The organism is Sporosarcina sp. FSL K6-1540 (genome assembly GCF_038620285.1).
In the GTDB taxonomy this organism is placed as follows: Bacteria; Bacillota; Bacilli; order Bacillales_A; family Planococcaceae; genus Sporosarcina; species Sporosarcina psychrophila.
The window spans coordinates 4,669,122-4,683,723 of sequence record NZ_CP152018.1; the positions used below are offsets into that span (position 1 = coordinate 4,669,122).

General features: G+C 37.5%; 14 protein-coding genes. 1 reads left to right on the forward strand and 13 read right to left on the reverse strand.

The window, feature by feature from the left end:
* Positions 1-14 precede the first annotated feature (14 nt).
* From MKY15_RS22435 to MKY15_RS22495, 13 genes are all read right to left on the reverse strand, one after another.
* A complete protein-coding gene (locus MKY15_RS22435) occupies positions 15-653 on the reverse strand; it encodes an O-methyltransferase (RefSeq protein ID WP_342538640.1) in 639 nt (212 codons plus the stop codon).
* Positions 640-975, reverse strand: a complete 336-nt coding sequence (locus tag MKY15_RS22440) for a hypothetical protein (protein ID WP_342538641.1) — start codon at positions 973-975, stop codon at positions 640-642. Before MKY15_RS22440 ends, MKY15_RS22435 begins: the two co-directional genes overlap by 14 nt.
* 706 nt (positions 976-1,681) lie before the next feature.
* Positions 1,682-2,131, reverse strand: coding sequence for a MarR family transcriptional regulator (locus MKY15_RS22445; protein WP_342538642.1), 450 nt, complete (start codon positions 2,129-2,131; stop codon positions 1,682-1,684).
* Entirely contained in the window at positions 2,128-2,607 is a 480-nt protein-coding gene (locus tag MKY15_RS22450; protein ID WP_187045255.1) for a glutathione peroxidase, read from the reverse strand. Before MKY15_RS22450 ends, MKY15_RS22445 begins: the two co-directional genes overlap by 4 nt.
* Positions 2,608-2,620: 13 nt before the next feature.
* Positions 2,621-3,040 (reverse strand): organic hydroperoxide resistance protein, encoded by a 420-nt coding sequence (locus MKY15_RS22455; protein WP_340742414.1) that lies wholly within the window; start codon positions 3,038-3,040, stop codon positions 2,621-2,623.
* Positions 3,041-3,379: 339 nt separating this feature from the next.
* On the reverse strand, positions 3,380-5,986 hold the full coding sequence (locus MKY15_RS22460) for a cation-translocating P-type ATPase (RefSeq protein WP_338656101.1): 2,607 nt from the start codon (positions 5,984-5,986) through the stop codon (positions 3,380-3,382).
* 691 nt (positions 5,987-6,677) lie between these two features.
* A complete protein-coding gene (locus tag MKY15_RS22465; RefSeq protein ID WP_255428460.1) occupies positions 6,678-7,364 on the reverse strand; it encodes a VCBS repeat-containing protein in 687 nt (228 codons plus the stop codon).
* Positions 7,365-7,474: 110 nt separating this feature from the next.
* Positions 7,475-7,996: a hypothetical protein gene (locus MKY15_RS22470; RefSeq protein ID WP_338656097.1), complete on the reverse strand. Its 522-nt coding sequence runs from the start codon at positions 7,994-7,996 to the stop codon at positions 7,475-7,477.
* A 38-nt stretch (positions 7,997-8,034) separates the two neighbouring features.
* A complete protein-coding gene (locus MKY15_RS22475; protein ID WP_342539814.1) occupies positions 8,035-8,895 on the reverse strand; it encodes an SEC-C metal-binding domain-containing protein in 861 nt (286 codons plus the stop codon).
* 74 nt (positions 8,896-8,969) lie between these two features.
* On the reverse strand, positions 8,970-9,422 hold the full coding sequence (locus tag MKY15_RS22480) for a plasmid pRiA4b ORF-3 family protein (protein ID WP_342538643.1): 453 nt from the start codon (positions 9,420-9,422) through the stop codon (positions 8,970-8,972).
* Between the two features lie 157 nt (positions 9,423-9,579).
* Complete coding sequence (locus tag MKY15_RS22485) at positions 9,580-10,362, reverse strand: YqhG family protein (RefSeq protein ID WP_342538644.1); 783 nt, start codon at positions 10,360-10,362, stop codon at positions 9,580-9,582.
* A 34-nt stretch (positions 10,363-10,396) separates the two neighbouring features.
* Positions 10,397-11,929 carry an SNF2-related protein gene (locus MKY15_RS22490; RefSeq protein ID WP_342538645.1) on the reverse strand — a complete coding sequence of 511 codons (1,533 nt, stop codon included), beginning with the start codon at positions 11,927-11,929 and terminating at the stop codon, positions 10,397-10,399.
* A 241-nt stretch (positions 11,930-12,170) separates the two neighbouring features.
* Positions 12,171-12,971: a SurA N-terminal domain-containing protein gene (locus tag MKY15_RS22495; RefSeq protein WP_342538646.1), complete on the reverse strand. Its 801-nt coding sequence runs from the start codon at positions 12,969-12,971 to the stop codon at positions 12,171-12,173.
* A gap of 1,010 nt (positions 12,972-13,981) precedes the next feature.
* Here MKY15_RS22495 and MKY15_RS22500 point away from each other — a divergent pair.
* Positions 13,982-14,353 (forward strand): VOC family protein, encoded by a 372-nt coding sequence (locus tag MKY15_RS22500; protein WP_067210794.1) that lies wholly within the window; start codon positions 13,982-13,984, stop codon positions 14,351-14,353.
* Positions 14,354-14,602 lie beyond the last annotated feature (249 nt).

The following is a 14,602-nucleotide window of genomic DNA, read 5'->3' on the forward strand; positions in this document are numbered from 1 at the left end:
CTGAAATTCTTCTGTTATCTCTTCACTCGTGAAATCGTCATCCCATCCCCGATTGGAATAAGAAGCGATTCCAATTGGGGATGATTTGCTACCGTTTCATTGAATGTTTTCATTAATTCTGTATAACGTTTTGGTTTCGCCTCCGGATCCACTACACTACCGCCAGCCAGTACGTTATCCGTCACGATTAACGCACCCGCCTCCGCAAGTCGAATGCAATAGTCTAAGTAATTTTCATAGTTTTCTTTATCTGCATCGATAAAGAAAAAATCAAATCGCTGCCCCTCGTCAACTAATCCTTCAAGGCTTTTCAAAGCTGGCCCCGTCCTATAAGATACTTGATCACCAAAGCCAGCCTTCGCTAAATTGCTAGCTGCTAACGTTGCATATCTCTCCTCTAATTCAAGGGAAGTTAATTTCCCTTCACTACCAAACCCTTTGGCAAGACAAATTCCACTATAGCCGCCAAGCGCCCCGATTTCCAGCACATTTTTCGCCCCTGAAATGGCTGTCAGCATCGTAAGTACCTTGCCAGAAGAAGGTGAAACCGATATGGCAGGCATACCGTTTCCTTCAATCGATGCAATCACTTCCTCCAACAGAGTATCTTGCTTCGTAAACACTGAATCGATATATCCGTTAATTTTTTTCATCCAACTCAATCCCTTCCTCATTAGCATCTACCATTGGCTTGCGATCCGACATTTCATCTACATTGATTTCAAATAGTTGAATAAACTCATTAATGATCATATCAATCGCTTTTAATTCACCGACTAAAATCGGCTGGATTGATAGAAACTCGGGTTGATCTAACTGTTGCATAATAGTTGAACGCTTCAGATGCATACGCTCTAAAAACGCAATTGCTCTTCCTCGACGAAAGGTTTTCGCACCACGCTGATGCACGCCCTCTTCCCCTCCGTGGCGTCTGCCGCGATGACGACCTTCTCCATTGATATGTTCTTCTCTCATTTGTATTCTCCTCCCTTTGTATACATTTGTATACTCAGTGTTATTATCTTAATTGTATACAAACGTATACACACTGTCAATATTAAGTTGTTTGTGTTTATTATAGAAAATAGAGGCTTAGGACTGTTCTTAATCATTTCCCTTTGTTGAATGAATCAAGGCTCGTTAACTCTTCGATTGTTATCTTCAGTAAATCTTTCCACATGTCAAATCCATCCCGTTTGGGTAAGCATGCTGTAAACTCTTTGATTTCAGAATTGCCTTGGAGCAGACGCTATATAGAAAGTGACAATGACTTAAATTCAAAACGATATGTTATAAAGATAGAGTAAGTAGTTATTCACTCGTTCCCAAAATCTTTAGCACTTCGTGTACCTGTACCTTCGGAAAGCGACGGATGAAAGACCACCATACGATTAACGAAAATAGCTGTTTAGGGGTGCGACTTTATCGCACCCCTAAACAGCTATAAATCCCGATAATGATGCAGTAGTCGTTCAATCCAAAGCGATCCGCAAGCACGTGTACATGGGGTGTCTAGTATTCACCGCAAAAGTAAGCAGTAATTTAATGGTTAAATTTAGTTGATTACCATTTGTACAATTAACTCTTTTACTTTCCCTAAATATAGACTTAATATCACATCCATACCGCGCCAATGAATAATAAAAGAGTGAATGCTACTAAGGGACTGTCCTCCTACGCTTTACGCACCGGTAGAATTTGCTCGTTCTTTCATTTTTTGATGCAGCTCATTCAGTCGCGTCATCAGCTCATCATATTCAGACAAGCTGATGTTACAGAGCTGAATTTCTTCTGCGACTTGTTTCGTGATTGGCCCCTGATCGCGGTGCGCTTTTTCTTCTAAATAAATATACACTTTTCGTTCATCTTCTTGTGAGCGTTCTTTTCGTACCCAGCCGTTTTCCTGCATACGTTTAATCATCGGCGTCAGCGTTCCGGTTCCGAGGTCGAGTCGTGTACCAAGTTCTTTCATCGATACTTCATCTTTTTCCCATAACGCTAAAAGCACCAAGTATTGCGGATACGTCAAACCAAACGGCTGCAATACACTTGTATACAGCTTATTAAACTCTCCAGCCGTTTCGTATACAGCGAAACAAAGCTGGCTGTTCAATGACAGAAAATCCTTCATGATAAAATCTTGTTCAAATCTTCTTCGATTTTTCCAGGTTCAGTTTGCGGCGAATATCGCTTTACAACCTCTCCTTGTTGATTCACTAAAAACTTCGTAAAGTTCCACTTGATTTTTTTCGAAAACAACCCTTTTTTCTCTGTCGTTAAGTGTGTGAAAAGTGGATCCGCATCGTCACCGTTCACGTCAATTTTCGCAAAAATGGGGAACGTGACACCATAATTCACTTGGCAGAATTCTGTTGTTTCATTAATATCGTCAAACTCTTGATTATTAAACTGGTCGCAAGGAAATCCCAAAACCGTCAGCCCTTCATCTTTGTACTTTTCATAAAGCGACTGCAATCCGCCATACTGAGGGGTTAATCCACATTTACTAGCTGTATTTACAATAATTAGAGGCTTGCCTTCATATTCTTTCAGTGACGTGATTTCCCCATTTGTTTTTTTTACTTCAAAATCATAAACTGATACCATTTTAAGTCTCCTTTTAGTTAATCACTATTTCAACATCAACGTTACCATTGAGTGCTTTAGAGTACGGACAGTAGTGGTGCGCTTTATTCACATATTCTTCCGCGACGGAATGGTCAACGCCCTCAATTGTTACTTCGAGCTTGACGCCAAGTTTAACACCTTTATCTTCTTTATCTGGGTAAAGAGAAACAGTCGCTATTACTTCACTGCTTAAAAAGTCAACTTTCCCCTTCTCCAACTGTAACTCAAGCGCACTGTTAAAGCATGCGCTGTAACCTGCAGCAAATAGCTGCTCCGGATTCGTTGCAGTTGTGACATCGCCCCCTAGTGCTGCTGGTTTTGCAACATCCAAATTGAAAATATTGTCCGGTGAATAGACATACCCATCACGTCCGCCTGTGTTAATGATCGTCGTTTCATAAAGTGCTTTCATGTCAAAAACTCCTTTTTCTTTTATTTAAATCGTTCACAACTAAATCGTACACGATTCATATTAAAAATGCAAATATAATCTAATTTCTCTTTTTGTTATTTCTACGTTGTGACACCCCATAGATAATCACCAAAAGAACAAAGCCTGTTTATGATGGAATTCGTCAGTGGATCGCTAATTCGGGGTTTTGAATGCTGAAGCATAAAAAAAATTAAAAATCCCTTTGGATACTAGTACCCAAAGGGATAAACCGCTGTAACTTTTAATAAACAGTACGACTTTATTTCAGATGTGTATGGTTTCTGACACTCATACAACTGGAGCCAGTTTATATGAGCATTATTTACTTCTTACGAATAACACTTTATACCACTGATTAACTAGAAACGGCATACAGGACAAGCAATAAATATAACCTAATTGTATCCCACTTAATGTTGCGACTTCAAACACACCCGTAAGCGATGGAACAAATAACACTAAATGTAAACATATAAAACCTATTAAAAATGCTAGCCAAGTATAGAGATTCGAAAACACACCTATTGTGAAGATCGATTCTTTAGATCTAGAATTGAAGCCATGTACTAATCTTGACAAACATAATGTTGCAAATGCCATTGTGCTTGCTGTTTGCGTATCCCCCGTTGACAATCCTATTCGAAAAGCAATGATCGTAGCTATAGCAATTAATAAGCCTTCAAGTATCACTTGAGTCGTAAATGTTTTATTTAATAATGGAGTGTGAATATCCCTTGGCTTGTCCTTCATTGTGTTTTTATTATGCGGCTCTAAACCTATTGCAATTGCCGGCAAACTATCGGTAAGTAAGTTAATAAATAATAGATGCACGGGTGCAAAAGGGACGGGTAAACCTAATACTGTTGCATATAAAACAACAAAAATAGCACCTGCATTCCCTGATAATAAAAATAGAATGGCGTTTTTAATATTCGTATAGAGGCTTCTTCCATTCGAAATAGCTTTGACAATCGTTGAAAAATTATCATCCGTTAAGATCATAGAGGATGCATCTTTCGCTACCTCAGTACCGGTTATCCCCATCGCCACACCGATATCGGCTTGTTTTAAGGCAGGACCATCATTGACACCATCTCCCGTCATCGCAACTACATTTCCTTTTTCCTGCCAAGCTTTAACGATGCGAATTTTATGCTCTGGTGTTACACGAGCATAGACAGAGAAATCTTGAACCTTTTCTTGTAGTTGTTGATCAGTTAATCCTTCAATTTCATGTCCTTCGATCGCTTCTGATGGATCGTTTAAAATACCAATTTGTTTGGCTATAGCAGTTGCTGTTATTTTATGGTCACCTGTAATCATAACTGGTTTAATACCTGCTTTTATACAGCTTTCAACCGCTGATTTTGACTCTTTTCTCGGAGGATCCATCATCGCTATTAATCCGACAAAAATTAAATCTTTTTCGACTTCGACATCGATTAGTTGATTTTTCGATATCTCTTTGTAAGCAATTGCAAGTACTCTTAAACCATTCATAGAAAAGTCACGATTCACTTCTTCAATTTTATTACGATGTTCATCCGTAATATAAAGTACACCTTCTGAGGTTTCAATTTTCGCAATTTTGGATAGAAGAACATCTATTGCTCCCTTTGTAATCAAAGTATAGCGCTGATTGAACTGATGTACTGTACTCATTAGCTTTCTGTCTGAATCAAAAGGTATTTCGGCCAGCCTTGGATAGTGATTTCTTACGATTAATTCGTCAAGATTGTACTGCTTCCCCAATTTCACAAGTGCAATTTCAGTTGGATCACCAATTTCTTTACCATCTCTTTCCAAGGCGTCATTACACAATAGTGCCTTTAAGATAAGATTTTTCTCAATCGCATTTTCTGTATGTAGTTCATCATGCGAAATGACTTTTTGATCAATATATACTTGTTGAACACTCATTTTGTTTTCCGTTAATGTTCCCGTTTTATCTGAACAAATAACGGAAATACTTCCCAGACTTTCAACAGCATAGAGTTTACGTATAATGGCATTTTCCTTCGCCATTTTTTGTGTCCCAAATGCCAGCACAATGGTAATAATCGAACTTAACGCTTCCGGAATTGCTGCAACCGCCAGCGAAACAGCAAACATAAACGAGTCTACTAACTCGCGTCCTCGAAAAAGATCAATAATGAAAATGGCTAAACAGATCATCGTAATTCCTAAAGCTAATTTTTCCCCAAAACGATCTAAATTTACTTGTAAAGGTGTTTTCTTCTCTTTCGCAGTATCCAGTAAATTTGCGATTTTCCCGATTTCCGTTTCCATACCAATGGATGTAACAATGACGGTACCACGTCCATTGGTGACAAAGCTTCCAGTGAACACCATATTCTTTTTATCGCCAATCGTTACACGATCTTCTTTGATGGGCGCAGTACTTTTCGCAACAGCCAATGATTCACCTGTTAGCGAACTTTCATTAATATGCAAATTATGGCTTTCTGCTAATCTGCCATCAGCACTTATATAGTCACCAGCCTCTAAATAGAGAAGATCTCCAACTACTATATCTTCTGAAGAAATCTCTACTATCTGTTTATCTCGCATCACTTTTGCAACTGGAGAGGTCAAAGCTTTCAGATTATCCAAAGACTGTTCTGCCTTCACATGCTGCACAGTGCCCAGGATTGCGTTTAATATAACGACAATCATAATCACAATCGTGCTTTCTACTTCACCTAATAGAAATGAAATGAAAGCGGCAATCAATAATATAATGACTAATAAATCTTTAAACTGTCCAAAGAAAACGGAGAATGTACTTGTCCTTTTTCCTTCCAGCAATTCATTATAACCGTATACTTCTTGCCTATTTTGGACGTCATAATCGCTCAATCCTTGATTTGTCACGTCCAACATCTTCATGACTTCAACTGATGATTGTTGATGAAATTCTGACATTCGATTCCCCTTCCAGCGTAAATTTAGTAGACAATACAATAGCACTAAAGCCTAGAAGTGAAATCTCTATGAATTATATTCAGTAGAAAAAATACTTCTATTTAATAATCTTTCTGTTAGCAAATCTCGATTCCCGACGAGCAGACCTCTTATGGATTGTCCTATCTTACGTAGGGAGTGAATCCACTTGAATATATTCCAGAAAACAGCATTCGATAATAAGCTTTTCAATTTTGTCTCCAATCTACTCCACCTCCATAATACTCTACCAATACTATTCCTAGTTCTGTTCCAGTATGCTAATAATCGATATACAAATTAAGTTATTTATTGTATCGGTGAAAACATAAAATAGATTCACTATTACTCTTTAGTTGATTTTAATTATATTAGTTTGGTCCACAAAAAAATAACACCTGAATTCCACCGACGTTTGGTCAATGGATTTCAGGTGTTTTCTATTCTAAATACGGTACTTATTCACTAAACCAATCAGGTGTGGAAAATACAGTTTTGTTTGAAATATAGAATAGACAACTTTCTAGAGGGATTGTAAATGCCCGAAGATGCAATTTCGGGCACTCTCGCACGTTATACAATGCGTTCTTTGCTTACTAGTAGCAAAGAGTATACACGTAGCGCCTAAATAGGTAATCATGTTTTTCACTAATCATCAGGTGTGGAAGTGCTACTAATTTGTGCTTGGTATAGAAACAGCCAACCGATTAGAAATTAATTGAGTGTCTTTCCATGTCAAAAGGTTTTCAACATATCCTAATGTATCTGCATTTGTTGGTCCAATAATGCGCTGTAGGGCCAATAGATCATAATTGTAACTTTCGTTAGTTGTAATGATTGGATGTAAAGCTCCTAAGGCAAGAACTTCACCTTTTAACGGATTTTTTAGTAGTCCATTATCATCGTAATACTGTGCTAAATAATCATGGCCTTTGTTGCTGATATCTATGGTGAACAATAGGTTTTGCCGAGAACTTTCAACACGCACTTTATAGAAATCCTCATAATTTACTTGGAATGTGTATTTTTCATTGTAGCTATCGACATTAAAGAGTTCATGTAAACTGTTATTTCTAAAGGAATAGATATAAAAGATGCCATATCCCCCACTCCCACCCGTATCAATGCTTACCATTATGTCAGGTACAAGATCGTTGTCAAAATCGCCAAGGAACAACCGTGCATTATATCCCGCGTTGTTTTTGAGATGTACGGTTGTACTTTTATAAGACTTGCCATCTTGAATAATAAGTGTAATATTGTCAGCGAAGATACCCGGTGGTCCAGCGACTTGACCATATAAATAAACCGTGTCTAGAATACCGTCTCCGTTTACATCTCCTGTCTTCAAGTCCAACAATGTACGATTCCCGTAAAACGCAATCCCTCCTGTTCAAATTCAATTGTTGTCCTTGCACTATATGCTGAAATTAGCTAGAGGATTTCCTTCCAGCAAAACGGAGCCCGACATTATGCTTCTATATCATTTAAGACTTCCAACGATTCCAACACATGATCTAGAAATTCTGCAATGTCACCCATATGTTCCTCGTTAATTTTAGATTTGAATTTCACTTCAATAAGGTTCTGGTAACTTGACGCTTCTTGTTCATACACGAAGCTTACTGTTTGCGTTAACTGAATGTCAGTTTCCCAAATGATATTTAATGCTTGCTCAATTCGCTTGCATTGTACGGCTACATTTTGAACAGGTTTGTTAAAACGTACTACTAATAAACAACCTAGATTTTTACTAGGCAGCTCTAAAATCTCCCCTGCCAAATCTTTTACGGATGCCCGTAATACAATCTCTGCTGTCACATGGGGGTGATCTGCTAGCGTAAATTGAATAGCAAAATCTCGAGCCATAATGGCAAAATCCATTCGGTCGACCCGGTTAGTAATCATGATTTTTCGATCTACATTATCTAAATCATACACCTGATTTTCAAATGCTACTTTTAGATTTTCAAAAATTGTGGGATCATACAAATTGCTTCCTCCAAGTAACAACCGGTTTTAGTTGTGCTTTATTTTCCGCAACATTTTTTATATTTTTTCCCACTGCCACATGGGCAAGGTTCATTCCGGCCCGTTCTCCCACCCTCAATTACGCTAAATGGGGTGCTAGGTAGCGGCATTAAATGGTGTTTCCCCATTTGTGCAAGTTCATGAGGTGTATGACCTCTATTTTCCCAAATGCGCGTGGTGTTCGCAATCATGGTGATAACTTGCATATATTCATTCATTTGCTTCATATCTTTACATTTAAAACGCCCTAAAAAATTCTGCACTATTCCTTGGAAATTAACGTGCACACCTTGTAATTGACCGACCAATTCATCAATTTCATCTTTAATCATGAGCGTACTACCACCAAAAAAGTCTTTCGCAAGCATATTTCCAAGCTTTTCTTGATGGCTTGTCTTTTCATAATATAAATCATCTGCGTAGCGCAATAGCTCTTCTTTTACAGGTACATAAAATGGCTTTCCTATGGTTCCTTCTAAAAACGCAGAATAATTCTCGACATATTCAATGGCTTCATGGATCAATGCTCTCTTATGTGTAACCACACTTTCTTTCGCTAGCTGTTTTGCGGCATGAGTATCTGCTAACAGTGCCTGTAGCTCACTACTCGATACAGCTGGCTCATTTTGAGAATTATAAATCTCCAAAAACTTTGGATACTCAATCAATCCATATAAATTAGTACATGCTATAGCATACTGGACGATAAGGTTTTTGTTAGGCAGTAAGTCAGGATCTACCGACTTTGCACCGCGATATTTATCAGATAGCACATGATAATTTTCATGATCGATATATTGCCATTCTGTCTTTTTGTATTTCACATATTTTAAACGATCATTCAGCCAAGCAATGTCCAAAGGTAAGTAGAACTGCTCCTCCGCCCATGCATATGTGGATAAATAATCTGGATGTGTCGAATCTTGATACACTTCTAGAAAAGCTTCATATCCTGGGGGACCGCCAACATCCTCCGGTGCGCCGTTCCTTCTCCATTAAGTAATGTGGGATAGCCAAAATAATAATCCTCTACTATTTCTTCAAGCTCCACAAGAATCCGCCAGTCGTCACCAAAATCATAGTTATAAATGAAATGACTGTGTTTTTCAAGATACGAATCGATTTTTATACTCGCTGGCTGCTTGACCGTTTTACCATAATAGGTCTTCCCTTTATATTCGTCTAAAATCGATTCATTATTTGTGATAAAATAATCATCTATCTCCACTCCAAAGGTATGGTACGCCTCAAGTGTGCTTTGAAAATTTGTGACGTTCTGGATTGTTTCATGTAAACGGTTAAATGTCGCACCTGCGGGTAAAATAATGCGCCTCCAGATATACGGCTTTATGTCTTCAAAGGAAAGTTTTAAAATATATGCTTTCATATGTCATCCTCGTCATTTATTTTCATCTAATGTTATGGCTACTACCTATTTTAACGTAATTAATCCACAACATCGAAGAAAAGACCTTTCGCATGTTCAGTAAACTTGCGAAAGGTCTTACCTATTTGGGATAGTTTCTCACAGAAATACTTCAAATTCATTTCAAATAAAATAATCCGCCATTGATGATGTCAATTTTAATTCTCGCTTCGTATTGTTGGTCCATCGCTTCTTTCTCAATCTCATAACAATCCGGCTTATTTTCTACCCCTTCATAGAAGTATTCTAATACCCTGCGATCCTTTCGCCATCTCAACTTCGCTTCTTCAGCCCATGTGTGATCAGCTTTCTGTATGAAGTTATCAATTATCCCATCCAATCGTTCAAGGGCACGAATGGGTTTAATAATATAAGGTAAATTAAAGGTGTTTTCCGATATAGTGGTATCTAAATCCACTGCACTTAACAATTCCTGAAACCCTTCATTCACCTGGCCCGTCATTAAGTTTATACCTAACGAATAAAGAATTTCCTTCGTTTGATCGCTGTAATATGATATTTTATAATTAACAGCTAACCAAGGTGTTAATATGGTTTGCGTTCCAAGTTTATCTGCTACCCGTTCATACATCTGTACAAAAGAACCCATCTCTTTTGTTGCTTCAAACAGTTGACTGAGCCGTGGGGAACCGAAGTGTATAACTTCCCCTTTAACGTCTTCAACAAGCCTATTTTTATCAGTGATAAAAGTTAGTTGTGCTGGACTGGGCTCACCATCTGTACTCTCTAAGTATTTCCAATAAAATGGTCTGTTCATAATTTTTTTATCCATATCAACCGTTAATTGAACGTTGATATAATGATCATTGTCATTTAATATTTGGCAATTGTTTTCATTAAAAAACTGCAGTAAATAACTGTGAATTTGTTGTGGGTACATGTAATTCCTCCTTCAATTCCCCAAGACTTTCACCTCAAATGGACTCTTTAAAAGCAGATAAAATATCATCCAACTCACCCACTACTTGTTCAAAGACCCCAATTTTAACATGAAGCAAATCCAATATTTGGTCTTCGATTGTATTCTGAATGGCTAAATTATAAATATGAACGTCATGCTCTTGCCCTAACCGATGGACACGTCCAATGCGTTGCTCTAACTTCATGGGGTTCCAAGGTAAATCATAGTTAATGACGTGATGACAAAATTGTAGATTAATCCCTTCACTGCCGGATTCCGTCGCAATTAGCACCTGCGCTTGTTCTTTAAACAGTTGCTTCATCCACTCCCGTTTATTCTTATTGAATTGTCCGTTAAAAGGGACGCTTGTGATTCCTTTTGACTGTAAATACCATTGCAAATAGGTTTGACTTGCTCGATATTCGGTAAAGAGTATAACCTTATCATTTGCCTGAGTAATAATTTCATAAGCTTTTTCTGCTTTTGAATTTATGTCTAGTCCCATCAACTTTTGAATAATTCCTTCCATATAAGAAGTGTCTTCTGGTTTAATGCATTTTTGAAGCATGTTAGTTAACGTTAAGCATGTAGCTTCCTTACTGCTGCACATTTCCCTTTGCAGCGTTATCATAGAGAAGGCATCCGAAAAAACGGGACAAACATTTTTAAGTTCTGAAATCAGATCGTATACTTCTTGTTCTTCTTTAGTAAAATCAATCGGTATTATTTGAACACGACGATTTGTCCATTCAATTCCAGTATCCTGCCTTCTATTTCTTACCATCACTTGATTAACCAATTCTTTTAAATAATCGTCGTGTTCCACATTGTGCTTACTCGCGGAAAAAGACGATTGAAAGGTCTCGTAATTTCCTAAGTGCCCTGGTTTTAGTAATGAAATGAGATAGAAGAGTTCAAATACATCATTTTGAATTGGCGTGGCAGTCAACAACAAACAAAACTTTTTCTTTAAGTTTTGTACAAACTCATAATTTTTAGTTTTGTGGTTCTTTAATTTATGAGCTTCATCAATGATGATTAAATCATACTCTTGATCATAGATGTTTTCTTTATGCGGGCTTCTTTTTGCCATATCTATACTCATAACGACAATCGTACAATGGTTTAAATCGTAATTTTTTTTATATTGCATCGCTGGAATATGAAATTTTTGGTTCAGTTCTTCAATCCATTGATTGACAAGTGATGCTGGAACCAAAATTAACGCCTTCTTCACAAGGCCTCTGATTAAATACTCTTTCAAGATCAAACCAGCTTCGATGGTTTTACCAAGTCCCACTTCATCTGCAAGAATCGCTTTTCCATTCATCCTTTCAATGACCGTTTCCGCCACTTTCAATTGATGGGCTAGGGGTGTAAGATTGGGTAAATATTTAGGTGATTGAAGGCCATTAAAATCTGTAATCAAGTTCGTTTTTACCGCCTCATAACTCATCCTATATAATGTCCAATTATCCCATGCCTCCCGATTCTCCAGTCGCTCTGTAAAGCCTTCTTTCCACTCAGACGACCTTTCAATTATCATAACCATCACCTCATTATCACTTTTTCTTTCTCATTAGGTTGTCCCAAAAAGAAGTTCCTATGTTTATTGAATTGAAGTTCGAATTTCAGACGTAATTTTTATTGAAAATTCAAAAAGACATGAAACGCTTAACCCTAAAGGTCAAACATTCCATGTCCTATTGTTTTATTCATAAAGGTTTCCGAAGTATACACCTGGTTCGTGAATCCTTTTTATCAGTACTTGTTTACACCTAAATGAGTTAAATTTTTAACTCTATTTTAGCATCTTCTTTTAGCTCTTCAACATGTTTAGCAAGTAACTTCTGTTGTTGTTCTTGATTAATCATTTCTTGGATTTGTTCACTTACTTCTTTAAGCGGTGGCATCTCTTGTCCCGCTTCTTTTGATGAAGACGCAGCTTGATCGTAGTATTCTTTAATTTCTTTATCCGATACTTTTTTCGCTGGAGCTATCTTATCTTGGTACTTTTTATAGATGATGGAATCTGCGATTTGTTCTTTCAATGTTTTTACATCCATGCTTTGAGCTTTGAGCGCTTTCTTCATTTCTTTTTCGCCGCCAAATTGCTTTTCAAATACTGAATACTCTTTATCAATTTCAGATGCAGATGCTTTTATTTCAGCTTCCTTTGCTTTTTGAAGAATCAATGCCTGATTAACAAGCATATCAAGTGCTTGCATTTTTACTTGTTCCGCTGATTCTTTGCTCGATGGGTCTTGTCCCACTTGTTGCATTTGACCTTGAATTGACGTCACCGCTGCATTATAGTTCTCACCTTTAAGTTCTTCCTTATTTACAACAGCCACAATCTTCTTGTCGTCCACTTGCTGTTCAGCTAGCTTCTCTTGCATCTCTTTTGCAGATGCTTCTTGCTCTTTTGTAGCTTCTGGTTCCTTAGTATCTTCTTGTTTAGTATCTTCTTGTTTGGTTTCTTCTTGAGGCTTTTTATCAGTTGCCGCTTTATCTTCGCCACCGCAAGCAGCTAAACTTAATGCTAGTGCACCTGCTATAAATGGAACTAGTACTTTTTTGATCTTCATATCATGTAAACCCCTCTCAAATCTGCCGCTCTTTATTTCTAAAGCTTAGTTTGTATCTTAACGAACATTCATCAAAAGATAAACCCATATCCCTCAACGACACCGAATTGTCACCTGCATGTCATTTAGCAATCACTACAAACGCCTATTAGACACAGATCTATCGAAATACTGTCATTGAATTATTACAAGGTCAAGTTACGTAAAGTTTGCACATTTTCAATCTAATTTGCTCTATTCATTGGATTTTCACTACAGAGGTATAGTACATCTACTCTAGAAATCGGGAATTTAACTATATATGTTGAATTAAAGAGTCCCATTGAATCTGCTGTGGCGCTCAATAATAAGAGAGTTGTAATTCGGGGTGTGGATTGTAGAACGCTTGGCGCTTTGGGGATGTCTTACGGCTTCGGCAACCCCTTTGCCGCGCCTGCGCTAGGGTGTTCATTATCGAGAGAAATGTGATTTTGAGATGTATATGGAGAGACTTTAATGTGATTACTATTTCATACTAATTATAGTCAAGAAATCCGCAATCTGGGTTGCAGACTTCATCACAGCTAATGAAATGCGCTTTCTCACATAAACCATCCAGCGAAGGCGCGTCTTCGTGGTAGCCGGAGCGATAAGACTGAAAGCGTTCTTCTTTCTGGCTTATCGCGGGAGGCATCCACAAAGCGTCGAAGCGGTATTAGTGGTAATCCTAATTCATTCCAAATACTAAGGCTTTTTCAGTGGCCTCCCAAAAGCCCTTATAAAGCGCATACGCCGTATTCATTTGTTCAACATATATAGCACAAAATAAAAACCATGAACATGAAGAAAAATACACACTAACAGTTACTAACACCATTCATCCTCTCCGGGTTGTGGTTGAAGCTGCCCCATACTTCATATGGTGAATATTGTGTATTACAAAGTACTCATTTATAATTAACTTATGCAAATTTTTACTTACCCATAAAAACTACAATCTGAATTTTTTCAAATTGTTAAGAGGAGGAAATATGAAACTAGGAGCATTCTCTTCAAGTCTAAGTGTAAAAGACATTCATAAATCAAAAGCATTTTACGAAAACCTGGGATTTCAAGTGTTTGGAGGGGATATAACCCACAACTGGCTTATTATGAAGAATGAAAGTTGCATAATAGGACTATTCCAAGGAATGTTTGAAAAAAACATTCTGACTTTTAATCCAGGCTGGAATGAAAATGCCGAAAATCTCGATTCGTTTACGGATATACGAGACCTTCAAAAACATCTTAAAGCAAAAGGAATTAAAATGTTGACTGAAGCAGATGAGTCAAGCGTAGGTCCTGCGAGTTTTACAATTGAAGATCCAGATGGGAATTCCATTCTTGTAGATCAACACGTTTAATGAAGAGCTAATAACGTTTCAAGGAACTTTAGACTGATTTTATGACCACCCATTTCACTTCTTATATAGACACTTAAAACGAAAAAGGATACATCGAATAATTATTTCTTAAGCTCAAAAAAACACTGGAAACCCATCTATGTTCTGCCGATGGATTTCCAGTGTTTTTTTCGGAACATCAGTAAAGTGAAATGATGATGTGTTCCTTTGTAAAGTAAATTCATTATGGGTTGAACTTTCAGGATGCTC

Bases quoted from the DNA above. Each gene is read 5' to 3' on its own strand.
- MKY15_RS22440 (WP_342538641.1), bottom strand. From the start codon at position 975: ATGAGAGAAGAACATATCAATGGAGAAGGTCGTCATCGCGGCAGACGC.
- MKY15_RS22495 (WP_342538646.1), bottom strand. From the start codon at position 12,971: ATGAAGATCAAAAAAGTACTAGTTCCATTTATAGCAGGTGCACTAGCA.
- MKY15_RS22485 (WP_342538644.1), bottom strand. From the start codon at position 10,362: ATGTACCCACAACAAATTCACAGTTATTTACTGCAGTTTTTTAATGAA.
- MKY15_RS22500 (WP_067210794.1), top strand. From the start codon at position 13,982: ATGAAACTAGGAGCATTCTCTTCAAGTCTAAGTGTAAAAGACATTCAT.
- MKY15_RS22460 (WP_338656101.1), bottom strand. From the start codon at position 5,986: ATGTCAGAATTTCATCAACAATCATCAGTTGAAGTCATGAAGATGTTG.
- MKY15_RS22445 (WP_342538642.1), bottom strand. From the start codon at position 2,131: ATGAAGGATTTTCTGTCATTGAACAGCCAGCTTTGTTTCGCTGTATAC.
- MKY15_RS22490 (WP_342538645.1), bottom strand. From the start codon at position 11,929: ATGATAATTGAAAGGTCGTCTGAGTGGAAAGAAGGCTTTACAGAGCGA.
- MKY15_RS22450 (WP_187045255.1), bottom strand. From the start codon at position 2,607: ATGGTATCAGTTTATGATTTTGAAGTAAAAAAAACAAATGGGGAAATC.
- MKY15_RS22455 (WP_340742414.1), bottom strand. From the start codon at position 3,040: ATGAAAGCACTTTATGAAACGACGATCATTAACACAGGCGGACGTGAT.
- MKY15_RS22435 (WP_342538640.1), bottom strand. From the start codon at position 653: ATGAAAAAAATTAACGGATATATCGATTCAGTGTTTACGAAGCAAGAT.
- MKY15_RS22480 (WP_342538643.1), bottom strand. From the start codon at position 9,422: ATGAAAGCATATATTTTAAAACTTTCCTTTGAAGACATAAAGCCGTAT.